We start from the raw sequence: 20,720 nt of genomic DNA, 5'->3' as shown, positions 1-20,720 counted from the left end.
CTGTCACTCGCACCCGGCGCGAGTCACAAGGGTTTCGTCCCCCCACCGCGAAGCAGGTGGCGATGCAGCGTCGTGTCTTCTGCGCGGCTCTCGCCAGTACCCTCGCGGGCCTCGCCGGCTGTGCCGGGCGGCTCCCGGGCGACCAGCCGGGGGCCCGGCACACCCCGCCGGGCGAAGGGGGCTACGATGGGTCTTCGGGCGGCCAGGCCATGCCTGATGGGGACGAGGGGGGCGCGTCGAACCTCCAGGCGGTCTTCGAGCTCCCGACCGGAACGGAGGGGTTCGTCGTCGACGTGGTCGTCACGAACACCGGTGCCACGGCTGCGGAGGCCGTCTTCGTCCTCACGTGGTCGAAGGGTGACCGGAGCCAGGAGCGCCGGCAATCGGTGGCTCTGGAATCGGGCGGCGAGAAGACCTACACCTTCGAGTTCCCGGCGGCCGGCGACCTCTCGCTCGACTGGGAGGACTCCTGACCGACCTTCCCGCGGCTAGCCGCGACGCCGGTCGGCGACCCGCGTCTCGGCCGTCTCCTCGCTGATGATCTCGTAGAGGAGCGCCCGCCCACCGCCCTCCTTCGGGCGCAGGATACGACCCAGTCGTTGCGTGAACTCGCGCTCGCTCCCCGTGCCCGAGAGGATGACGGCGACGTTCGCGTCGGGCACGTCCACCCCCTCGTCGAGGACGTTCGACGTGACGACCCGCGAGTAGCGACCGTCGCGGAACCGGTCGAGGATGTCCCGGCGCTCCGTCGTGCCGGTGTGGTGCGTGATGACCGGGACGAGGAAGCGCTCGGAGATGTCGTAGGCGAGGTCGTTGTGGGCGGTGAAGAGGATGATTCGGTCGTCGCGGTGCCTGTCGAGCACGTCGGCGAGCGCGTCGAGTTTCGCCTCGCTGCCCATCATGATGCGCTTGGCCGCCTGCTTCGCCAGCAGGGCTTCGCGGGCCTCGGGGTCGGTCCCGGAGCGCTTGACGAGTTCCTGGTAGTCGCTCCCGCTGCGGAGCTGGATGTTGCTCCGGGCGAGGTAGTCGGTGAAGACGCCCTGTTTCTCCTCGTAGCGCTCGCGTTCGTCGGGCGTGAGCTCGACCCGGAGTCGCTTCACGTCGTAGTCGGCGAGGTGGTCGCCGGCGAGGTCGTCGACCGAGAGCTGATGGACCAGCGGGCCGACGAGGTCCCCGATGGTCTCGTGGGCGCCGTCTGGACGTTCGAACGTCGCCGTGAGGCCCAGGCGGTAGGGTGCCGCGAGGAGCCGCCCGATGTCCCGGTAGCCCTCGCCGCCGAGGTGGTGGACCTCGTCGAAGACGACCAGTTCGAACCGGTCGCCGATGTCGTCGGCCCGGAGGTACGCCGAGTCGTAGGTGGAGACGGTGAGTGGTTCGACCCGCTGCTCGCCACCCCCGAGTTGCCCGATCGGCTCGCCGAACTCGGCCGCGAGTTCGCGCCGCCACTGGTCGACCAGGTCGAGCGTCGGCACCACGACCAGCGTCGGCGTCGCACACTGCTCGATGGCCGCGATGGCGATGACGGTCTTCCCGCTCCCGGTCGGCAGTTCGAGGCAGCCACGCCGGGAGAGCCCGGTCTCGGGGTCCTCCCGGTTCCACGCGTCGAGGGCGTCTCGCTGGTAGTCACGGAGTTCGTAGGCCGACTCGAGGTCGCCGACCTGCGGGAGCTGCAGGACCTCGTCGCGGTACGCGACGCCCTGCTGGTCGAGGCGACGCCTGAGGGAGGCGTACTCGACGGCCGGGACCCGGCCGGTCCCGCTTCGCGCGTCGAGATCCACGCCCGGGAGGGAGCGGTCGCTCTCGACCCGGACCGTCCCGTCCTCGTACCGGAGCGTGGTCGGCATCTGCCGGGAGTTACCGGCCGGGCGATAAAAGCGGTGCGGGAGGTCGGTCCCGGGACGATGGGACGGCGGGCCGGGGTCGCCGCGACGCCGTACCTGAACCCTTTTGGTGTCTGGCGGGTTTTGTTCCGCACATGAACGAAGACGAGGACACGGAGACGCCGACCGACGAGGCGGTCGACGACGCTCCGGCAGCGGAGGAGCCCGCCGGCGATGCCCCAGAGCAGGACGCTCCCGACGCGGACGCTTCGGCCGCGGAGCCGGAGACAGGTACCGACAAAGGGACGAGCGAAGACGCGAGAGCCGAGGAGACGGCCGACGCGTCGGGAGAGGACGACGTGGAGTTCGAGTGGACCGACGCCGAATCGGCCGAGGCGACCCCCGTCGGCGACGACCTCGTCGACCGCGTCACCGCCCTCGACGAGGAACTCGGCGCCGAGGTCGAGCGCCTCGTCGACCGCGCCTTCGAGCTGAAGGACGAGACCGAGACGCTGCGCGCCCGCGTCGAGGAACTCGAGTCCGAGGCAGACGACCTCCGGGAGGAGCGCGAGGACTTCAAGCAGCGCCTCGTCCGCAAACAGGCCGACTTCAAGAACTACAAGGAGCGCTCGAAGAAGAAGCAAGAGCAGATCCAGGAGCGCGCCACGGAGGACCTCGTCGAGCGCATCGTCCCCGTCCGCGACAACCTCGTCCGGGCACTCGAACAGGACGAGAGCGCAGACATCCGCGACGGCATCGAGGCGACCCTCCGCGAGTTCGACCGCGTCCTCGAGGACGAGAACGTCGAGAAGGTCTCGCCCGAGCCCGGCGGCGAGGTCGACCCCCAGCGCCACGAGGTCATGGTCCGCGTGGACAGCGACAAGCCCGACGGCGCCATCGTCGACGTCTACCGACCGGGGTACGAGATGGGTGGCAAGGTCATCCAGACCGCCCAGGTCACCGTGAGCAACGGGTCGGACTACGACGGCGACGAGGCCGTCCCTCTCGGCGGCGAGGTCGAGGACGACGGCACCGACGCTGCCGCATCTGACGGCGGCGCGCCCGACGACGAATCCCCCGAAAGCGTGGCGTCGTCGGACGAGGAGGTCGGGGAAGCTATCGGCGAACAGGAGTGAAGCTATCGCCTATCTGGAGTAAAGCTAACCCGCAGTAACGCGAAAAATAGCTCTCTGGGGCGTTGTACGGCCGCCTGACAGGTTTAATTCGTCGGATAGTTAAGTAAAGCAAGTTTTAAACCGACGAGGGAGGTATAACCCCGTAACATGGCGAGCAACAAGATTCTCGGTATCGACCTCGGGACCACTAACTCCGCCTTCGCCGTCATGGAAGGTGGCGACCCCGAGATAATCGTGAACAGTGAAGGTAACCGGACGACCCCCTCCGTCGTCGCGTTTACCGAAGACGGTGAGCGCCTCGTGGGCAAGCCGGCCAAGAACCAGGCCATCCAGAACCCCGAGCGCACCATCGCGTCCATCAAGCGCCACATGGGCGACGACTACACGGTCGATATCGACGACGAGGAGTACACGCCGGAGCAGATCTCGGCGATGATCCTCCAGAAGATCAAGCGGGACGCCGAGGAGTACCTCGGTGAGGACGTCGAGAAAGCGGTCATCACGGTGCCCGCCTACTTCAGCGACCGACAGCGACAGGCGACCAAGGACGCCGGGGAGATCGCCGGCTTCGAGGTCGAACGCATCATCAACGAGCCGACGGCCGCCGCGATGGCGTACGGCCTCGACGACGACTCCGACCAGACCATTCTCGTCTACGACCTCGGTGGGGGTACCTTCGACGTCTCCATCCTCGACCTGGGCGGCGGCGTCTACGAGGTCGTCGCCACGAACGGTGACAACGACCTCGGTGGCGACGACTGGGACGAGGCCATCATCGACTGGCTCGCCGAGGAGTTCGAGGACGAACACGGCATCGACCTCCGCGACGACCGGCAGGCGCTCCAGCGCCTGAAGGACGCCGCCGAGGAGGCCAAGATCGAGCTCTCCTCGCGCAAGGAGACCGAGATCAACCTCCCGTTCATCACGGCGACCGACGACGGCCCCATCCACCTCGAGAAGAGCCTGACCCGTGCGAAGTTCGAGAACCTGACCCAGGACCTCATCGACCGCACGGTCGCCCCGACCGAGCAGGCCCTCGAGGACGCCGACTACGAGATGGACGACATCGACGAGGTGCTGCTGGTCGGTGGCTCGACCCGCATGCCCCAGGTGCTGGACAAGGTCGAGGAGATGCTCGGCAGCGAGCCGAAGAAGAACGTCAACCCCGACGAGGCCGTCGCGCTGGGCGCGGCCATCCAGGGTGGCGTGCTCGGCGGCGAGGTCGACGACATCGTCCTGCTCGACGTGACGCCGCTCTCGCTCGGTATCGAGGTCAAGGGTGGCCTCTTCGAGCGCCTCATCGAGAAGAACACGACCATCCCGACCGAGGAGTCGAAGATCTTCACCACGGCCGCGGACAACCAGACCTCCGTCCAGGTCCGCGTCTTCCAGGGTGAGCGCGAGATGGCCGCCGACAACGAACTGCTCGGCGAGTTCCACCTCACCGGCATCCCGCCGGCACCCGCCGGCACCCCGCAGATCGAGGTCACCTTCAGCATCGACGAGAACGGCATCGTGAACGTCTCCGCCGAGGACAAGGGCTCGGGCAACCGCGAGGACATCACCATCGAGGGTGGTGCCGGCCTCTCCGACGAGGAGGTCAAGCGGATGCAACAGGAGGCCGAAGAGCACGCCGAGGAGGACCGCCAGCGCCGCGAGCGCATCGAGGCGAAGAACTCCGCCGAGGCGACCCTCCAGCGCGCCGAGACCATCCTCGACGAGAACGAGGAGAACGTCGACGACGACCTGCGCGAGGCCATCGAGACCGAGATGGCGAACGTCGAGGAGGTCATCGACGACTCCGACGCGACGAAGGAGGACATCGAGGCGGCCACCGAGGCCCTCTCCTCCGAGCTGCAGGAGATCGGCAAGCAGATGTACGACCAGCAGGCCGCCGCACAGGGCGGTGGCATGGGCGGCGGTATGGGCGGTGCCGGCGACATGGGCGGCGCCGCGCCCGGCGACGACGACGAGGAGTTCGTCGACGCCGACTTCGAGGACGTGGACGAGAAGGACGAGTAACCCCGCCAGCGCAGGCGAAGACGAGTAGAGGCAGCCACCGACACCGGCGCTCGCCAGCGGTTCGCCGGTTCGCGGACCGAACCCGTTCTTTTCAAGTGGTTCAATCTGCTATCGACGCGTAACCAATGAGCGAGGACTTCTACGAGGCCCTCGGCGTGAGCAGGGACGCGTCCGAGGACGAGATCAAGCAGGCCTACCGCAAGAAGGCCGCCGAGTATCACCCGGACGTCTCCGACGCGGAGGACGCCGAAGAGAAGTTCAAGAAGGTGAAGAAGGCCAAGGAGGTCCTCACCGACGAGGAGAAGCGCCAGGCCTACGACCAGATGGGCCACGACCGCTTCAAGGAGGCCGAGAAGCGCGGCGGCTTCGACGGCCGCGGCGGCATGGGCGGCGGTGCCGGCGGCTTCGGCGGTGGCGGCGGTCCCTTCGGCGGTGGGGCCGGCGGCATGGGCGACATCAACGACATCTTCGAGCAGTTCTTCGGCGGTGGCGGCCAGCGCGGCCAGGGCCAGCGCGACCGCGGGCCCCGGCCCGGCCGCGACCTCCGGACCCGGGTCACCCTGGACCTGGAGGACGTGTACGACGGCATCGAGAAGCAGGTGACCATCACGCGGCCCGAGCACTGTGACACCTGCGAGGGCCACGGGCACCCGCCCGACGCCGACTCCGAGACGTGTTCGAACTGTAACGGTCAGGGCCGGGTCACGAAGGTCCAGCAGACGCCGCTCGGGCGCGTCCAGCAGACCCAGACCTGTCGCCAGTGCGAGGGCGAGGGCGAGATCTACGACGAGACGTGTTCGGACTGTCGTGGGCGCGGCATCGTCGAGGAGGAGACGACGCTGACCGTCGAGATTCCGCCGGGTATCCGCGACGGCCAGTCGGTCCGCCTCGGTGGCGAGGGCGCGCCCGGCGACCCCGGCGCGCCGAAGGGCGACCTGCTCATCGAGGTGTCGGTCGACCAGAGCGGCGACTTCGAGCGCGACGGCGACGACCTCTACTACCGGCTGCCCATCTCGTTCCCGCAGGCCGTCTTCGGCGACAGCATCGAGCTGGAGACCTTCGGCGGGACGGCCGACATCGACGTGGATGCGGGCACCCAGAGCGGCGAGACCATCCGGCTCCGCGGCGAGGGGATGCCGCGCCTGCGCCGGAGCGGTCACGGCGACCTCTACGTGCAGGTGCAGGTCGTCACGCCCGACGACCTCAACGAGGAACAGCGCGAGGCGCTCGAGGCCTTCGCCGAGGCTGGCGGCGAGGAGGTCGAGGTCAACAAGGGCTTCTGGAAGAAGATCAAGAACTCGTTCTGAGCGTCGCGTCGGTCCGCGGGACCGGCGTCAGTCGTCGCCCGACGCTTCCGGCGCCTCGGCCTGTCCCTGGACCGGGTCGCTGGCCGGCGTCTCGGCCTCTGCGGCCTGCTGGGGCGGGGCGCTGCGCCGGTGGGTCGGGTTGCCGTCGAACTTCTCCATCAGCTCGAACACCTTCTCGCGGACCTCGTGCGGGCTGTCGGTGTTGTCGAAGTCGATGTAGCCGATGCTGCGGTTGGTCCCGGCCGCGAGGAAGGACACGTCGCCGAAGCCGAGCATGGCCTGCAGGCGACCGCGGCGGAGTTCGACGCCGCGGACCTTCGAGAGCGGGAGTTCGCGGGACTTCTCGCTGTAGAGCAGGTCGTACTCGCGCCGGATGGAGTCCTCGGTGAGGACGTACTCGGTCCGCCGGAGGACGAGGAACTGGATGGTCAGCCGGACGAGGCCGATGACGGTCAGCAGGATGATGACCCATCCCGCGATGCCGCCGTAGCCCTGCTCGCCGAGTGCCTGCTTGTTCGTGAGGAAGTACAGCCCGAGTGCGGTCCCGACGACCGCCAGCACCCCGATGTATATCAGGACGAGCTTGGTTGTCGGCGTGACCCGCATGACGGTTCGCGAGCCGAGTCCCTGTTCGCGGTTCGTTGCGACGTTGGTGTGGGTATCTCCTGCCATGTTAGATCGCTCCGTAGGTGTTCGCGAGGATGATTCCGACGACGTACAGCGCCGGAGCGGCACCGACGGCCCCGATGACGAGGAGGGCCGTCACTCGCGACGTGCCGTGGTTCAGGCGCGCGCCGAGGTACAGCGAGTAGAGGTAGTACAGCAGCGAGATGACCAGCCCGGCGATGACGAGCTGGCCCTCCTGCGTGACGTTCGTGAGGACGATCTGCTCCGGCCTGCCCTGTGGCAACTCGAGGTTCGAGCCGAGCAGGTCGATGAAGAAGTAGAAGAACGCCTTCTGGACGTTGATGACGAGGTCGTCGGCGACCTGGATGGAGGGGCTCGTCGAGAGGTGCATGACGAGCGTGAAGATAGCAGCCAGGTACGCGCTGGTGGTGTAGACGACGGTGTGCATCGTCTGCAGGATGCCCCGCGAACTCCACAGCAGCGCGACCGCCGCGTGGTAGTTGACGAGCGTGATGATGAGTGCGACCGTGATGAACGAGCAGTTCTCGATGAGTGCGGTCCAGAACTGCCACAGCGGGGTCGGTTCCGCGAGCAGCGCGAACATCGAGTTCGCGAACCACTCCGGTGCCGGCTGGCTCTTCTGGATGCCGACCCCGGCCAGCGTCAGCGGCACCGCGTACATCAGCAGGTTCACGATGTACACCACGACCAGCCGGTTCGCCTCGACCAGCGTCCCGATGCGGGACTGGGTGTACGAACTCGTCCGTGCCTGCACGAAGTCCGACGGCCGGAACACCGCCTGGTACAGTTCGCGAACGATTCCGGTCGTGATCCGTCGTGACATGGGCCCTATACAGGTCACGTTGCAGAACGGCTACTAAACTGTACTGGCCCCGATATGAAGCGCGAACGGGTCCGTCGCGCACGAATCGTTATCTCGCTGCTCGACGTATCAACCACATGAACTTCTCTGAGACGCTGCAGTCGACCGTCGAATCGCTCCGGGACAGCGCCCACGTCAGGACCGTCTACGGCGACCCCGTCGAACACGGCGACCGGACCGTCGTCCCGGTCGCGCGGGTGGCCTACGGCTTCGGCGGCGGGTTCGGCGAGGGCGACGGGTCCGAGGGAAGCGGCAGCGGCGGCGGGTACGGCGGTGGCGTCGTGACGACGCCGGTCGGCGCCCTGGAGATATCGGACGGCGAGACCCGGTTCGTGCGGCTGGACGAGCGCCGCAGTCTGGCACGCGGCGTCGTGGCCGGCGCCATCGTGGGCGCGCTGCTCGCGGGCGGACTCTTCGCCCGGTTCTCCAGCGACAGGCGGGCCGGGTCTGGCAGCGACGATACGCGGCACGACGACGCGGGCATCCACGTCGACATCGAGTAGGGCTGGCGGTGTCCGACGGCGGAGAGCGCGGTGTTTTTGCCGGACTGACCCGAAGCGCCGCGCATGGAGACGCTCGCCGACGTACTCGCCCGAGACCGCCGGAGCGACGCGCCCGCCCTGACCGCGGCCGGGGACGGCGTCCAGCGCTACGACTACCGTCGGTTCCTGACGACGGCCTGGAAGGCCGGGAACTTCATGCACCACCACGGGGTCCGGACCGGGTCGACCGTCGCCGTCGCCACCGAGCCCCGGGCCCAGCCCGTCCTCGCCTTCCTCGGGGCGTCCTTGCTCGGCGCGCAGACCCGGTTCGACCCGCCGCCGACGGTCGACGCGAAACTGCTCGTCGCCCCGACCGCCCGCCTCGACGAGTACGAGGTCCCGCCGGGGACCCAGCGAATCGGCTACGGCGACGACCCCGAGGACCCGGCGTACTGGTACTGGGAGGGCGGCGTCTGGAGCGAGAACCCGACCATGCCGCCGGAGCCGTGCCGGCCCGACGACGGCATCCTCTGGACAGAAGAGCGGGTCTACACCCACGCCGACCTGCTCGCCGGGGCGCGACAGGCCCGCGACGCGCTCGACCTGACCGGCGACGAGCGCGTGGCCGTCAGGGCACCCGTCGCTGACCCGCGGACGATCGCCGCGGGGGTGCTCGGGGCGTTGCTGACCGGGTGCGAGATCCTGTTCCCCGGGCCGGCGGAGGAAGGCGACGTGGCGGTCGCGACCGGCGAGGACGCACCCGAAGCACGCGTCTTCGCCCTCGCGTCACTCGACCTGTAGGCCGTCGCCGGGACGCACCTCGAACTCGAAGCGGGCGCCGCCGGTCGACCCGTCGGTCACCCTGACGCGCCAGCCGTGCGCCCGGGCGATGCGCCTGACGATGCTGAGACCGAGGCCGGTCCCGTGCTCCGTGGTGGTGTAGCCGCCCGCGAAGATCTCGCCGCGGCGGGCCACGTCGATGCCGGGGCCGTCGTCCTCCACGAAGAACCCTGTCGCCGTCTCGCCGATGGTCACCGTCGCGTCCCGGCGGCCGTGTTCGATGCTGTTCCGGTAGAGGTTCTCGAACAGCGTCCGCAGTCGCTCGGCGTCGGCCAGCACGGTCCGCTCCAGCCCGACCACGAGGGTCGCCCCCTCGGTCGCGACCGTGTCCCAGGCCTCCCGGGCCACCACCTCGACGTCGGTCGGGACCGGGTCGGTGATGTCGGTCCCCTGCCGGGCCAGCACGAGCAGTTCGTCCACGAGGACGCCCATCCGCTCGTGGGCACGGTCGACCGCGTCGAACCGTTTCTCCTCGCCCGTCTCCCGGGCCAGTTTGAGCGACAGGGTCGCGACGGTGAGCGGGTTCCGGAGGTCGTGGCTGACCATGCTCGCGAACTCGTCGAGGCGCTCGTTCGCCGCCTCGAGTTCGCGGGTTCGCTCCGTGAGCCGGTCGGCGTAGAGGCCGAGAACGAGCCCACCGCCTGCCCCGAGGATGCCGGCGGTCAGGCCGTCGAGCAGGAGGTGCGCGCTGACGAGCTGGCCGCCGAAATCCAGCGTGTGGATGGACGAGAAGACGAGCAGGGACAGGCCACCGGCGACACCGCCGGCGACGGTCCACCCGGTCAGCCGACGGACCCGGGCCGGGCGGTACCCGCGCCGGACCACCCTGACGCCGACCGTGAAGATGGCCGCGCCGATGAGGAACGGGACCGTGACCTCGAGCGCGTCGAGCAGCGGGTCGTCGTGGTCGACGACGTAGTAGCCGACGGAGGCGGCCATCGCGACCGCGCCGACGCTCGCCAGGGAGACGCAGGAACGTGCTCGTCGCCGTCCGCCCACCCATCGAGTCACAGCGCCCCTAGGGAGCCGAGGAGGATAACTGCTTTCTGAACCCTCAGCGCGCCTCTTCGAGGTTCTCGAGCGCTTCAGGGTTCTCGATGCTGGACATGTCACCGAGGTCCTCGCCGCGGTAGGTCGCCTCGATGGCCCGCCGGATGATCTTCCCGGACTGGGTCTTCGGGAACTCGTCGACGAACAGGACCTCCCGCGGGCGGAAGGGTTTGCCCAGCTCCTCGCCGACCTGCGCGGTGAGCTCGTCCCTGAGGTCGTCGGTCTCTGCGACGCCGTCCTCGAGGATGACGTAGGCGATGACGGCCGTCCCGGTGGTGTCGTCGGGGGCGCCGACCGCGGCGGCCTGGTTCACGGCCTCGTGCTCGATGAGCGCGCCCTCGACCTCGGCGGGACCGACCTTCCGACCCGCCACGTTGAGCGCGTCGTCGGCGCGGCCGTGGAGGAACCAGAAGCCGTCCGCGTCCTTCTGGGCCCAGTCGCCGTGGTCCCACATCGGCGGGTCCTCGAAGGAGGACCAGTACTCCTCGAGGTAGCGCTCGTCGCCCGACCAGAGCGACTTCGTCATGCTCGGACAGGAGTCACGGGCGACGAGGAAGCCGCGCTCGTGGGTGTCCGCGATGGACTCGCCGGAGGAGTCCACGATGTCGATGTCCATGCCGAGGCCCGGCCCGCCGAGGGTACAGGGCTTCAGGTCGGTGATGGGCATCGGCATGAGGAAGCACCCGCAGATCTCGGTCCCGCCGGAGATGTTGATGATGGGTGCCTCGCCACCCCCGACGTTGTCGAGGAACCACTGCCAGGACTCGGGGTCCCACGGTTCGCCGGTGCTGCCGAGCAGCCGCAGGCTGGAGAGGTCGTGCTTTGCGACCCACTCGTCGCCGTGCTTGCGCAGGGCGCGGATGGCCGTCGGCGAGATACCGAACTGGGTGAGCTTGTGGCGGTCGACCATCTCCCAGAACCGGTCGGGCTCGGGGTGGTCGGGCGCGCCCTCGTACATGAACATCGTGTTGCCGAAGGAGTGGTTCCCGATGAGCGTCCACGGGCCCATCATCCAGCCGATGTCGCTGACCCAGAAGAACCGGTCGGCGGGCTTCAGGTCGAAACCGAAGTAGAGTTCCTTCGCGCACTGCATCTGGACGCCAGCGTGGGTGTGGACGATGCCCTTCGGCTTGCCGGTGGTGCCGGAGGAGTACAGCAGCATCGACTCCTGGCTGGCGTCGAGCTCTTTCGTGTCGTAGTCGTCGTCCTGCGTCTCGACCGCCTCGTCCCACGTCTCGTCCCGGTCGTCGTCCCAGGGCAGCTCCTCGCCGGGCTCGTGGCCGAGGCGCTGGAAGGTGACGGTGTGTTCGACGTGGCCGGCCTCCTCGATGGCCTCGTCGGCCGCACCCTTCAGGGTTATCTCGCTGCCGCGGCGGTAGAAGCCGTCACCGGTGAACAGGACCGAGCACTCCGAGTCCGCGATACGGGTCGCGGTCGCGTCGACCCCGAAACCCGAGAAGATGGGCACCGCGATGGCGCCGACCTTGAAACAGCCGTAGAGGATCGAGATGACCTCGGGAACCATCGGCATGTACAGGCCGACGGTGTCACCCGTCTCGATGCCGGCCGATTCGAGGTAGTTCGCCACCTTGTTCGCCTGTCGGTGGAGTTCGTGGTACGTCACCTCGCGCACGTCGCCCGGCTCGCCCTCCCAGATGCAGGCGACCGAGTTGCGCGTCTCCTCGTCGACCGCGGCCCAGCGGTCGAGCGTGTTGTGCGCGATGTTGATCTTCCCGCCGGGGTACCAGTCCGTGAACTGCGGGCCGTCGCTGTCGTCTCGGACCGCGTCGTACTCCTCGTAGAACTCGATGTCGAGGTAGTCGACCAGTTCGTCCCAGAACCAGTCGACCCCGCTCTCGTCGACCCCCTCGACCTCCTGTGTGGTCCGCTCGATGAGTTCGTCGTAGTCGTCGATGTCGTGTTCCTGCATGAACGCCCAGACGTTCGTCGACTCGACGAACTCGCGGGACGGTTCGAACGCCACCTCGGATACGTCTTCCAGGGATTCCATCTCGTCCGAAAACACTCGCGGGGGTGACAAAGAAATTGCCCTCTTCTTTCGTGACTTTTCGCGGTGGGTCGTGAGCCTTACCCCGCTGGCAGACCACCCCGGAACCATGCCCGAACTCTCGCTCCCCGAGGAGACGCGCGTCGGCGACCCCCTGCCGGTCCGGCTCTCCGGCGGCCCGGCCATGGCCGAGGTGTCGGTCCGGCTGACCGTCACCGACGACGCCGGCCGCGAGCTGACCGTCCAGAGCGTCTACCGGACGACGACCGACGGCGACCTCGACACGACGAAAGCGAACGTAGTCGAGGGGCCGGACATCGGGGGCGCGATGCCGCTCTCGCACGCCCGACCCGAGGCGGCCCACCAGTTCCCCTACGCGGTGTTCGACGAGGCGAAGAAGACGCCGGTGGTCGTCTCCGCGAAGGTCGACGGCGAGGTCTCCCGGCAGGATACGATCCGCGCGTTCGTCGAACCCACGGTTCGGACCGAGCCGGTCGGGGACGCCGCCGCCTTCGACGGCGAGGTGTTCGTGCCGCCGGGCGACGGCCCGCATCCGGGCGTCGTCTTCCTGCCACCCGAGGACGCCACCACGCACCGGCGACAGGTCGCGATGCTGGCCACGGCCGGCGTCGCCGTCGTCGTGCCCCGGTACCGGGCCAGTTCGGCGGGCGACGACGAGGTCCGGTGTTCGCCGGTCGAGGGTGCCGTGGACCTCCTCGCGTCGCGCGAGGACGTGGACGCGCCCGTCTCCATCGTCGGCGTCGGGCGGGGGACCGAGGCCGCCACGCTGGTCGCGGCCGACCACGACGCCGTCGACACCGTCGTCGGGTACGCGCCGACTGCCTACGCCTTCTCGGGAATCGTGGGGGCCGATTCGTCGGTCGACCCCCTCCCGGTTGCCGACGACGCGGCCGACGCCGAACCGACCGCCAGCCGGTTCCAGCGCGCCGTCGACGACGCCAGTTTCGACGCCATGGAGGCGGCGGGCCTGCCCTGGGCCGACGTGGCGCACGTCACCCTCGTCTCCGGCGGCCACGACACCGTCTGGCCGGCGACCGCCTTCTGCGAGCGCATCGCCATGTGGCGCGACCGGGCCGGTCGAGATACGGTCCAGGTCGACCACCCCGACGCGGGCCACGGCATCCGCGAGCCCTACCACGACTACCGCGAGCGCGAGGCCGGCCTCGGCGGGTCGGCACTGGGCGACGCCGAGGTCGCCATCGACGCCTGCCCGGCCGTGCTCGAGGCGGTCCGAGGCGACGACTGACGGGCGCGCCGGGGGTCGAATCGTCGCCCGGCTGGGGACAAATCCTATGCCCTTCGGGGAACTACCAGTTACCATGTACGTCCGGGACGCGAAGAACAGGGACGAGGTCTGGTTGCTCGACCGAATCGAGGAGATGGGTCTCGACGACACAGCGTTCCGGTCCCGCGATTACGTCATCGCCGTGGACGAGGACTCGAGTTCGAAGGCCGGCTTCGGCCGTATCCGCCTCCACGCGACCGACGAGGGCGACCGGAAACAGAGCGGCCGCCGGGAGGTCGAGGTCGCCGAGGACGTCTGCGAACTGACCAGTATCGGTGTCCTGGAGAGCTGGCGCGAGCAGGGCGTCGGCGCCCACGTCGTCGAGCGCCTCATCGAGTACGCCCGCGACAAGGGCTTCGAGACGGTGTACGCGCTGACCGACCGCGGCGGCTACCTCGCCCAGTTCGGCTTCACCGCCATCAGCGAGGACGACCTGCCGCCGGTACTCCAGGAGCGCCTCTCCGAGAAGCGTGAGGAGACCGCGCCGAAGGCCAAACCGATGAAGTTGCGCGTGGGCCAGTTCCGGATGCCCGACCGCCTGCGCGAGCGGTTCAAACAGGCCGCGAAGGCCGAGGTCGTCCCCGACGAGGTGTCGCCCGAGGACTTCGGCATCGACAGCGAGAAGGCGACCTACAAGTACGACACCGGCAGCTAGTCAGAACTGGTCGAGGCTCGTCTGGTCCTCGCTGCGGGCCTGCTCCTCGCCTGCGCCTCCGTCTTCTCCATCGCGACCGTGCCGCCGGGAGAGCGACGCCCGTCGCCGAATCCCAGGGTCGGAGAGGGCCTCCTCCGCCCGCGGCTGCAGGCGCTTGTACCGGTCCAGTGCCCGCTGGCGGGCCGCCTCGTAGTCGACGATGGGTGCCGGGTAGTCCTCGCCGATGACGACCCCGACCTCCTGCTGGAGCGACTTCGGCATGCGTTCCGGGCGGTCGAGGTACTCGTCGGGGACCGGGTCGAGTTCCGGGACGTACTGCCGGACGTACTCGCCCTCGGGGTCGTGCTCGCGGACCTGCTTCGCGGGGTCGTAGATGCGCGGTGGGTGCGCACCGACGGTCCCGGCCTGCATCTGCCACTGCTGGTAGTTGATGCCCGAGTCGGCGTCGATGAGGTGGTAGTACATGAAGTCCGCGCCGACCTGCCAGGGCTGGCGGAGGACGTAGCTGAAGAACGTGGCACACAGCGCCCGCAGCCGGAAGTTGACGTACCCGGTCTCGACCAGCGCCCGCATGCCCGCGTCGACCATGGGGAACCCGGTCTCGCCCGCCTGCCAGGCCGCGACCAGGTCCGGGTCGTGGCTGTCGCGGTTCAGGCCCCGGAACACCGGGTTGACGGCGCGGTCCGTCGCGGCCGGGAAGTCCTCGAGTTTCTGCCGGAAGTGCTGGTTCCAGAACAGCCGGGACTCGAACAGGGACTCGCCCTGCCCCCGGCCCTGCACCCTGCGGTACACCTCCCGGGGCGAGAGACAGCCGAACGTGAGGTACGCCGAGAGCCGCGAGCAGTGCTGCTCGGCCGCGGCCGGCGGCGAGATGCTCGCCGGGTAGCGGTCGAGGTTCCGCGCGAAGTGGCGCAGCCGGCGGAGGGCCGCGGTCCGGCCGCCCCGGGGCACGTCGCGCTTCTCCGACGTGAGGTCGTACTCCTCGCGGACCGCGTCCGTCGTGACGTCGCTCTCGACCGGGTTCGCGGGGAGCGAATCCGGTGCCGGCACCGGCTCCGACTCGAAGTACGCTTCGGCGTGGGCCTGCCAGCCGTCGCGCGGCTCGGGGACCTCGCGCCGGATGGCGTCGGCGTCGAACCAGCGCGTCCACCCGCGGTCGGCCAGCGCCTCGTCGCGTTCTCGCCCGTGTCTCGCGTTCGTGTGGTGGTTCACGTACACCGGCGCGTCCAGCGACTCGTGGAGGCGCGTGAGTCGGTCGACCGCGTCCCCGTGCAGCAGCGTCAGCGACGAGCCCAGCTCGCGGTACTGCTCGTCGAGGTCCGAGAGTGCCGCCAGCAGGAACAGCAACCGGTCGTCGCAGGCGAGGCCACGGTCGCCGAAGTACTGGGGGTCGATACAGAAGACGGGAACCGGGTCGCCCTCGTCGGCCGCGGCCGCGAGGGCGGGGTTGTCCGCCACCCGGAGGTCGGCGCGGTGCCAGACGACGACGGGGCTCGGGCTCATTCGGTGGCGACGTCGTCCTCGTCCTCGGCGTAGTCGTAGTGCTTGTTGTCGCCCACGAAGCCGTACTTGAAGGCGATCCAGCCGATGAAACTGATGGCGAGGATGGGCGGGAGGATCATGAAGCCCCAGAGGGGGTCGAGCCCCCAGCCCAGTAGCAGGACAACGTCGGCGAGACCGAGCAACAGGAACGGGAGGATGAACAGGAACGCCTGTTTGCGCGAGACCTCGTCGTCGTCGTCGGGAATCGGTGCGCCAGCCTGCCCCGCGTCGCCCTCCTCTGGTTCGTCGTCCGGCAGTGGCGCGTCCATGGACGTGGCTCGGGTTCGGACGTGCAAAAAGTGCCCGGTACCGGTTTGGGTTTCGACGCCGATACTACACGTATGGGAGCACAGACCGGCGAGACGGACACGAAGCGGATGTGGCTGGTCGAACGAACCTACTCCGACGACGAACAGAACATCGTCATCCTCGTCTACGCCACCGAGGACGGCCGGTTCTACCACCGGCGCGAGCGCGCCCTGACCAGTTTCACCGGCGACCACCGCGTGACGAAGGCGGCCCTCGACGTGCCTGCCGACAGCTACGGGCCGGTCGACGACCCCGAGGAACGCGAGCAGTACGCGACCGAGGCCCAGCGCATGGCGGCGACCCACGACCCAGACGACGAGGTCTGAACGCTCGTGTGAACGCGGCGCGGTATCACGGTCGTTCGTGAACAGTTAAGGCCGGGGTGGCCCTCGGTTCCCGTATGTTCGACGAGGACGACCTCGACGCGATTCGCTCCGCGAGATCGGAGTGGGAATCCGAGTCGGTCGACCCGGTGCTCGACCGCTTCGGCGAGCGCAAAGAGGAGTTCACGACAGACACAGGGGGGCAGGAGGTCGACCGGCTCTACACGCCGAACGACGTGGCCGACCTCGACTACCAGGATGACCTCGGGTTCCCGGGGCAGGACCCGTACACGCGCGGCGTCTACTCCACCGGCTACCGCGGTCGCCTGTGGACGATGCGCCAGTACGCCGGCTTCGGGACGCCCGAGGAGACCAACGAGCGCTTCCACTACCTGCTCGACCAGGGCCAGACCGGGCTCTCGATGGCGTTCGACCTGCCCACGCAGATGGGCTACTCCTCGGACGACGCGATGTCCGCGGGCGAGGTCGGGAAGTCCGGCGTCGCCATCGACACGCTGGACGACATGGAGACGGTCTTCGACGGCATCCCGCTCGACGAGGTCTCGACCTCGATGACCATCAACGCGCCCGCCTCGGTCCTGCTGGCGATGTACATCGCCGTCGGCGACAAGCAGGGCGTCGACCGCGACGAGCTGCGCGGGACCATCCAGAACGACGTGCTCAAGGAGTACATCGCCCGGAACACGTACATCTACCCGCCCGAGCCCTCCATGCGCATCATCACGGACATCTTCGAGTTCTGCGCCGAGGAGACGCCGAAGTTCAACACCATCTCCATCTCGGGCTACCACATCCGCGAGGCCGGGTCGACCGCGGCCCAGGAGCTCGCGTTCACCCTCGGTGACGGCATCGAGTACGTCGAGGCCGCCCTCGACGCCGGGCTGGACGTCGACGAGTTCGCTCCCCAGCTCTCGTTCTTCTTCAACGCACACAACAACATCTTAGAGGAGGTCGCGAAGTTCCGCGCCGCCCGGCGCATGTGGGCGAAGATCATGGAGGAGCGCTTCGACGCCGAGAACCCGAAATCGAAGCAACTGAAGTTCCACACCCAGACCGCCGGCTCGACCCTGACCGCCCAGCAGATCGAGAACAACGTCGTCCGCGTCGCCTATCAGGCCCTCGCCGCCGTCCTCGGGGGTACCCAGTCGCTGCACACCAACGGGAAGGACGAGGCGCTGGCGCTGCCGACCGAGGAGTCGGTCCGCACCGCGCTCCGCACCCAGCAGATCCTCGCCCACGAGTCGGGCGCCGCCGACACCATCGACCCCCTCGCCGGCAGCTACTACGTCGAGGCGCTGACCGACGAGATCGAGGAGGAGGCCTTCGACATCATCGAGACGGTCGACGAGAAGGGCGGGATGCTCCAGGCCGTCGAGAACCAGTGGGTCCAGCGCCAGATTCAGGACACCGCCTTCGACCGCCAGCAGGAGATCGAGTCGGGCGAGCGCGTCATCGTCGGCGTCAACGAGTTCGAGGTCGACGAGGAGCCCGAGATGGACGTCCAGGAGGTCACCGAGGAGGACGAACAGCGCCAGATCCGCCGGCTGGAGGACGTCCGCGAGGCCCGCGACGACGAGGAAGTCGACGCGAAACTGCAGGCGCTCCGCGAGGCCTGCGAGGGCGAGGAGAACGTCATGCCGTACATCGTCGACGCCGTGAAGGCCTACGCGACGGTCGGCGAGGTCTGTAACGTGATGCGGGACGTGTTCGGGGAGTACCACCCCGGCGGCACGGTCTGAGGAGGAGCGTCTACGTTTCGGTCTTCAGAGCGCGTCCAGCAGCGCGTCCACGTCGTCACGCGTGTTGAAGACGTGCAGCGACGCCCGGACGACGTTCGCGGTCGGGATGGACCGGATCTTGATGCCCTGTTCGGCCGCCTGCTCGACCACCGCCTCGGGGTCGGGGTCCGAGAACGACACCAGCCCGGAGTGGTACTCGCGGGGCGAGACGAGGCGGTCCTCGCCGAGTTCCCCCTTGAAGTAGTCCGTGAGGTCGGCGATGTGGTCCTCGATGGTGGCCATGCCGATGTCCTCCATCATCTCGATGGCCTCCTGCAGGCCGGCGTAGGGGGCCGGCGCGACCGTCCCGAACTCGAAGCGCTTCGCCCCCGGCGCGTACTCGTAGGGGTCGGCGTAGGGGTCCTCGAGGTTCCGGTAGCCCAGCTGGGCCGGTTCGAGCGTCTCCGCGAAGTCCTGCTCGACGAAGAGGTAGCCCGCGCCCCACGGCCCGAGCAGCCACTTGTGGGCCGACCCGGCGACCGCGTCGGCGCCCCACTCGTGGACGTCGAAGGCGTGCTGGCCGGTCGACTGGACCGCGTCCACGAGGACGCGGGCGCCGGCGTCGTGCGCGACGTCGACGAGGTCGCTCACCGGCGCGAGCGCGCCGGAGGTCCAGCAGATGGAGGAGAAGGTGGCGAGCGTGGCACCCTCGACGGCTTCCTTCCACGCGTCGCGGGGGATGCGGCCGTCGTCTGTCTCGACCACGCGCACCTCCACGCCGTACTCGTCGCGGAGGCGGCGCCAGGGCAGGATGCCCGCGGCGTGCTCGGCGTCGGTTCGTACGATTACGTCGTCCGAGTCCCAGTCCATCGCGAGGGGGAGTCGGCTGATGCCGTCTGTCGTGCTCCCCGTGAGGGCGATCTCCTGTGACCGGGCGCCGACGTGGCCGGCGACGGTCTCGCGAACGTCGTCGAACAGGTCGAAGGCCGGCATGTACATCCCCTCGCCGGCCGGGGCCTCGAACTCGTGGAACTCGTACCACGACTCGACCGCGTCGGTGACGCGGCGGGGACTCGGGCCGCTCGCGCCGGTGTTCAGGTAGATGGTTCGGTCCAGAACGGGCATGTCGTCGCGGAGGTCGGCGGGGTGCATGTGTGGTTCGTGTACGGTGGTGTGTCGCGTGGGTAGGTGTGTGTTTCTGCTCGTCGTGGTCGGAGAACAGGACGTGGTGAGGTATCGAGCCGGTGGGGTATCGGGGATTACCGGCGCTGGAGGGTCCGCATCCCGATGAGGGTGTAGGCCGGGCAGGACTGCGTGTAGCCCGTGACGAGCATCACGAGGCCGACCACGGCCAGCACGAGCGGGACGGCGATGGCGACGGTACCACTGCCGACGCTCACGAGGCCAGCGCCGATGGCGATGGCCGCGAGGAGGAGTACTGCGCCCAGTGCGAGGCGGACGATGCGGTCCGTGGAGCCGACGTTTCGTTCCATGGTACTAGTGTTGTTCGCTAGTGGCATAAATACACAAGACTGTTCTCGCCGGGCGGGAATCGGGCGGATTCGGTCACGGACGAGAGGAAGGAGGCGGGAAACCCCGGTCAGGCGTCGGCGTTCCGCATCGCCTCGGCCACCGTCGTCGTCTCCCCGTTGCTCTGGTGGCGGACCACGACGTGGGCCGGCAGGTCGTGCTTCAGGCCGGCACTGGCCTGGAAGGGGACCGCCCCGACGCAGTTCATGCAGGAGCCGTCGCCCGGCTGGGTCGTGAGGGTCACCCGCAGCTCGTCGGTCTTCGGGTTGTAGCCGATGTCGCCGACGGACACCTCGTAGCACGGGTCGCCGGTGACGAGCGTCCCCTCAATGTCGACGCCGTCGTCGGTGAAGGAGACGGTCGCAGTCGACGTATCGCGCGACGCACAGTCCCCTTCGCCGGCGCCCAGCGAGGTGGCCGTGATCTCGGGCGCGGGACAGCCGACCGCGGTCGAGAATGCGGTGACGTGGGTCGTCCCGTCGGCCTCGACGCCGACCATGTGGGCGCCCGAGTTGCAGTCGAAGTCGCCGTGGTCGAACTCCAGGGTCTGGAGCGTCTCGTCTCCGTCGAGTAGCGTCACCGTGTACAGGGTCGGCACCTGGAGGGTGAGTTCGTACCACTCGTCGGCCGGGAAGGTGACGCTGCCCGGCCCGTCCAGTTCGTCTGTCAGCCCGTCCGCGACCGTCAGGCGCAGGTCGCGGGCCTCGTCGGCCATGTTCCACACGCGGACGTGGGCCGGCCGGTTGTTGTCCGGGAACGCGACCGAGTCGCGGTCGCCGATGGCGGACTCGGCGAAGGGTTCCTCGGAAGCCGGGTCCCACTCGAACCGGTCGGAACCCTCGGTCGTGGTCTCGTCGTCGTCTGTGGTGGTCCTGTCGTCGGTGGTGGCCGGGTCGTCGGTGGTCGGCTCGGTCGTCGTGCGGCGGGTCGTGTCCCGCGTCGTGGTATCGGTCCCGCCCGGGCCGCCGACACCGCTCTCGTCGAGACAGCCGGCGAGCGCGCCGATGCCGCCGGCGAGACTCGTGAGGAGGGCTCGTCGCTTCATACCCTCACTTGCCCCACCGGCCCCTAAACAGTTCGTCAGGCTGAGAGAGCCGTTTCACCTTGCCCACCCGGATTCTATACCTTCTTGTGGCTGCCA

The 20,720-nt window shown here is 68.8% G+C and carries 20 protein-coding genes; 10 read left to right on the top strand and 10 right to left on the bottom strand.

The window, feature by feature from the left end; genetic code table 11:
• Positions 1-62 precede the first annotated feature (62 nt).
• On the top strand, positions 63-473 hold the full coding sequence (locus NOV86_RS16420; protein ID WP_267642704.1) for a hypothetical protein: 411 nt from the start codon (positions 63-65) through the stop codon (positions 471-473).
• A 15-nt stretch (positions 474-488) separates the two neighbouring features.
• Here NOV86_RS16420 and NOV86_RS16415 read toward each other — a convergent pair whose 3' ends face one another.
• Positions 489-1,844: a DEAD/DEAH box helicase gene (locus NOV86_RS16415; protein ID WP_267642703.1), complete on the bottom strand. Its 1,356-nt coding sequence runs from the start codon at positions 1,842-1,844 to the stop codon at positions 489-491.
• A 131-nt stretch (positions 1,845-1,975) separates the two neighbouring features.
• Between NOV86_RS16415 and NOV86_RS16410 the strand changes: the two genes are divergently transcribed.
• The 3 genes from NOV86_RS16410 (at position 1,976) to dnaJ (ending at position 6,285) form a co-directional block, all read left to right on the top strand.
• On the top strand, positions 1,976-2,956 hold the full coding sequence (locus tag NOV86_RS16410; protein WP_368408778.1) for a nucleotide exchange factor GrpE: 981 nt from the start codon (positions 1,976-1,978) through the stop codon (positions 2,954-2,956).
• A gap of 147 nt (positions 2,957-3,103) precedes the next feature.
• Entirely contained in the window at positions 3,104-4,978 is a 1,875-nt protein-coding gene (gene dnaK / locus NOV86_RS16405; protein WP_267642702.1) for a molecular chaperone DnaK, read from the top strand.
• A gap of 125 nt (positions 4,979-5,103) precedes the next feature.
• Positions 5,104-6,285, top strand: coding sequence for a molecular chaperone DnaJ (gene dnaJ, locus NOV86_RS16400; RefSeq protein ID WP_267642700.1), 1,182 nt, complete (start codon positions 5,104-5,106; stop codon positions 6,283-6,285).
• A 27-nt stretch (positions 6,286-6,312) separates the two neighbouring features.
• Here the strand turns inward: dnaJ and NOV86_RS16395 are convergent, their stop codons facing one another.
• A complete protein-coding gene (locus NOV86_RS16395) occupies positions 6,313-6,957 on the bottom strand; it encodes a PH domain-containing protein (protein ID WP_267642699.1) in 645 nt (214 codons plus the stop codon).
• A gap of 1 nt (position 6,958) precedes the next feature.
• Positions 6,959-7,756 carry a hypothetical protein gene (locus NOV86_RS16390; protein WP_267642698.1) on the bottom strand — a complete coding sequence of 266 codons (798 nt, stop codon included), beginning with the start codon at positions 7,754-7,756 and terminating at the stop codon, positions 6,959-6,961.
• A gap of 116 nt (positions 7,757-7,872) precedes the next feature.
• Here NOV86_RS16390 and NOV86_RS16385 point away from each other — a divergent pair, with 116 nt between their 5' ends.
• Both NOV86_RS16385 and NOV86_RS16380 read left to right on the top strand, forming a co-directional pair.
• Positions 7,873-8,298, top strand: coding sequence for a GerW family sporulation protein (locus tag NOV86_RS16385; protein ID WP_267642697.1), 426 nt, complete (start codon positions 7,873-7,875; stop codon positions 8,296-8,298).
• A 63-nt stretch (positions 8,299-8,361) separates the two neighbouring features.
• The gene (locus NOV86_RS16380) at positions 8,362-9,078 is read left to right on the top strand and encodes an acyl-CoA synthetase family protein (protein WP_267642696.1); all 717 of its coding nucleotides are present in this window, start codon (positions 8,362-8,364) and stop codon (positions 9,076-9,078) included.
• Here NOV86_RS16380 and NOV86_RS16375 read toward each other — a convergent pair.
• Together NOV86_RS16375 and NOV86_RS16370 are read right to left on the bottom strand one after the other, a co-directional pair.
• Positions 9,064-10,128, bottom strand: coding sequence for a sensor histidine kinase (locus NOV86_RS16375; RefSeq protein ID WP_267642694.1), 1,065 nt, complete (start codon positions 10,126-10,128; stop codon positions 9,064-9,066). The two genes, NOV86_RS16380 and NOV86_RS16375, sit on opposite strands and share 15 nt — an antisense overlap.
• A 43-nt stretch (positions 10,129-10,171) precedes the next feature.
• A complete protein-coding gene (locus NOV86_RS16370) occupies positions 10,172-12,178 on the bottom strand; it encodes an AMP-binding protein (protein WP_267642693.1) in 2,007 nt (668 codons plus the stop codon).
• 106 nt (positions 12,179-12,284) lie between these two features.
• On the opposite strand from NOV86_RS16370, the gene NOV86_RS16365 reads away from it, so the two are divergent.
• Both NOV86_RS16365 and NOV86_RS16360 read left to right on the top strand, forming a co-directional pair.
• Positions 12,285-13,442: an alpha/beta hydrolase family protein gene (locus NOV86_RS16365; protein ID WP_267642692.1), complete on the top strand. Its 1,158-nt coding sequence runs from the start codon at positions 12,285-12,287 to the stop codon at positions 13,440-13,442.
• Between the two features lie 73 nt (positions 13,443-13,515).
• A complete protein-coding gene (locus NOV86_RS16360) occupies positions 13,516-14,136 on the top strand; it encodes a GNAT family N-acetyltransferase (RefSeq protein ID WP_267642691.1) in 621 nt (206 codons plus the stop codon).
• Here NOV86_RS16360 and NOV86_RS16355 read toward each other — a convergent pair whose 3' ends face one another.
• Positions 14,137-15,639, bottom strand: coding sequence for an FAD-binding domain-containing protein (locus tag NOV86_RS16355; protein ID WP_267642690.1), 1,503 nt, complete (start codon positions 15,637-15,639; stop codon positions 14,137-14,139).
• Entirely contained in the window at positions 15,636-15,947 is a 312-nt protein-coding gene (locus tag NOV86_RS16350; protein WP_267642689.1) for a DUF8142 family protein, read from the bottom strand. The genes NOV86_RS16355 and NOV86_RS16350 overlap by 4 nt, the downstream gene beginning before the upstream one ends.
• A 72-nt stretch (positions 15,948-16,019) precedes the next feature.
• Here NOV86_RS16350 and NOV86_RS16345 point away from each other — a divergent pair, with 72 nt between their 5' ends.
• Together NOV86_RS16345 and NOV86_RS16340 are read left to right on the top strand one after the other, a co-directional pair.
• The gene (locus NOV86_RS16345; protein ID WP_267642688.1) at positions 16,020-16,313 is read left to right on the top strand and encodes a DUF7967 family protein; all 294 of its coding nucleotides are present in this window, start codon (positions 16,020-16,022) and stop codon (positions 16,311-16,313) included.
• A 74-nt stretch (positions 16,314-16,387) separates the two neighbouring features.
• Positions 16,388-18,070 carry an acyl-CoA mutase large subunit family protein gene (locus NOV86_RS16340; protein ID WP_267642687.1) on the top strand — a complete coding sequence of 561 codons (1,683 nt, stop codon included), beginning with the start codon at positions 16,388-16,390 and terminating at the stop codon, positions 18,068-18,070.
• Positions 18,071-18,094: 24 nt separating this feature from the next.
• Here NOV86_RS16340 and NOV86_RS16335 read toward each other — a convergent pair whose 3' ends face one another.
• The 3 genes from NOV86_RS16335 to NOV86_RS16325 form a co-directional block, all read right to left on the bottom strand.
• Positions 18,095-19,201: an aminotransferase class V-fold PLP-dependent enzyme gene (locus tag NOV86_RS16335; protein ID WP_267642686.1), complete on the bottom strand. Its 1,107-nt coding sequence runs from the start codon at positions 19,199-19,201 to the stop codon at positions 18,095-18,097.
• 107 nt (positions 19,202-19,308) lie between these two features.
• Positions 19,309-19,542 (bottom strand): YgaP family membrane protein, encoded by a 234-nt coding sequence (locus NOV86_RS16330; protein ID WP_267642684.1) that lies wholly within the window; start codon positions 19,540-19,542, stop codon positions 19,309-19,311.
• 107 nt (positions 19,543-19,649) lie between these two features.
• Positions 19,650-20,624, bottom strand: a complete 975-nt coding sequence (locus NOV86_RS16325; protein WP_267642683.1) for a hypothetical protein — start codon at positions 20,622-20,624, stop codon at positions 19,650-19,652.
• Positions 20,625-20,720: the final 96 nt, after the last annotated feature.

It is taken from the genome of Haloarchaeobius amylolyticus, assembly GCF_026616195.1.
In the GTDB taxonomy this organism is placed as follows: domain Archaea; phylum Halobacteriota; class Halobacteria; order Halobacteriales; family Natrialbaceae; genus Haloarchaeobius; species Haloarchaeobius amylolyticus.
Note: the sequence above shows the minus strand (reverse complement) of the source record. Positions and strands in the feature narration are given on the sequence as shown.

Bases quoted from the DNA above. Each gene is read 5' to 3' on its own strand.
- NOV86_RS16420 (WP_267642704.1), top strand. From the start codon at position 63: ATGCAGCGTCGTGTCTTCTGCGCGGCTCTCGCCAGTACCCTCGCGGGC.
- NOV86_RS16415 (WP_267642703.1), bottom strand. From the start codon at position 1,844: ATGCCGACCACGCTCCGGTACGAGGACGGGACGGTCCGGGTCGAGAGC.
- NOV86_RS16410 (WP_368408778.1), top strand. From the start codon at position 1,976: ATGAACGAAGACGAGGACACGGAGACGCCGACCGACGAGGCGGTCGAC.
- dnaK (WP_267642702.1), top strand. From the start codon at position 3,104: ATGGCGAGCAACAAGATTCTCGGTATCGACCTCGGGACCACTAACTCC.
- dnaJ (WP_267642700.1), top strand. From the start codon at position 5,104: ATGAGCGAGGACTTCTACGAGGCCCTCGGCGTGAGCAGGGACGCGTCC.
- NOV86_RS16395 (WP_267642699.1), bottom strand. From the start codon at position 6,957: ATGGCAGGAGATACCCACACCAACGTCGCAACGAACCGCGAACAGGGA.
- NOV86_RS16390 (WP_267642698.1), bottom strand. From the start codon at position 7,756: ATGTCACGACGGATCACGACCGGAATCGTTCGCGAACTGTACCAGGCG.
- NOV86_RS16385 (WP_267642697.1), top strand. From the start codon at position 7,873: ATGAACTTCTCTGAGACGCTGCAGTCGACCGTCGAATCGCTCCGGGAC.
- NOV86_RS16380 (WP_267642696.1), top strand. From the start codon at position 8,362: ATGGAGACGCTCGCCGACGTACTCGCCCGAGACCGCCGGAGCGACGCG.
- NOV86_RS16370 (WP_267642693.1), bottom strand. From the start codon at position 12,178: ATGGAATCCCTGGAAGACGTATCCGAGGTGGCGTTCGAACCGTCCCGC.
- NOV86_RS16365 (WP_267642692.1), top strand. From the start codon at position 12,285: ATGCCCGAACTCTCGCTCCCCGAGGAGACGCGCGTCGGCGACCCCCTG.
- NOV86_RS16360 (WP_267642691.1), top strand. From the start codon at position 13,516: ATGTACGTCCGGGACGCGAAGAACAGGGACGAGGTCTGGTTGCTCGAC.
- NOV86_RS16355 (WP_267642690.1), bottom strand. From the start codon at position 15,639: ATGAGCCCGAGCCCCGTCGTCGTCTGGCACCGCGCCGACCTCCGGGTG.
- NOV86_RS16350 (WP_267642689.1), bottom strand. From the start codon at position 15,947: ATGGACGCGCCACTGCCGGACGACGAACCAGAGGAGGGCGACGCGGGG.
- NOV86_RS16345 (WP_267642688.1), top strand. From the start codon at position 16,020: ATGGGAGCACAGACCGGCGAGACGGACACGAAGCGGATGTGGCTGGTC.
- NOV86_RS16340 (WP_267642687.1), top strand. From the start codon at position 16,388: ATGTTCGACGAGGACGACCTCGACGCGATTCGCTCCGCGAGATCGGAG.
- NOV86_RS16335 (WP_267642686.1), bottom strand. From the start codon at position 19,201: ATGCACCCCGCCGACCTCCGCGACGACATGCCCGTTCTGGACCGAACC.
- NOV86_RS16330 (WP_267642684.1), bottom strand. From the start codon at position 19,542: ATGGAACGAAACGTCGGCTCCACGGACCGCATCGTCCGCCTCGCACTG.
- NOV86_RS16325 (WP_267642683.1), bottom strand. From the start codon at position 20,624: ATGAAGCGACGAGCCCTCCTCACGAGTCTCGCCGGCGGCATCGGCGCG.